This window comes from Calderihabitans maritimus (assembly GCF_002207765.1).
Taxonomy (GTDB): domain Bacteria; phylum Bacillota; class KKC1; order Calderihabitantales; family Calderihabitantaceae; genus Calderihabitans; species Calderihabitans maritimus.
Map to the genome: position 1 here is coordinate 1 of NZ_BDGJ01000191.1, position 417 is coordinate 417.

General features: G+C 48.0%; 1 pseudogene. It reads right to left on the reverse strand.

Going from position 1 to position 417, the window contains the following annotated elements:
* Positions 1 to 248, reverse strand: a pseudogene (locus KKC1_RS13590) (DDE transposase); the annotation flags it as partial.
* Positions 249 to 417 lie beyond the last annotated feature (169 nt).

The window sequence follows — 417 nt, forward strand, 5'->3', positions numbered from 1 at the left end:
CGCTTGTTCGTCCGGGGACAATGACAGTACACCGTACCACAATAATCATAAACGACGTTGTCTTTGCCCGCCAAAACCCGTGTTTCCTCGCCATCCCGCCACTGGTTGCGGATGTCAATCACCGGCTTGATCCGGTGTTCGTCCCATAGTTTCACGATTAGTTTCGTGTCATCGTAAGCTTTATCGGCCAGCAAGGCCTCGCATCTTTCTACCAAGACCGGCTGTTCTTTAGCCAACCGGTCAATCAAGGTGTGCCCTTCTTTAACGTCGCTGGTCGAGGCCTTTGCCACTGTAAAGGCTACCGGTAATTCATATTAATCATTTTGGGATGCCAAAACCGTAGGTAATACCGTCTCACTTGTTCAAATTATTTTGGTTAACCAAAAACAACTTTGGGTGGAGTATAACGGCAGGTAT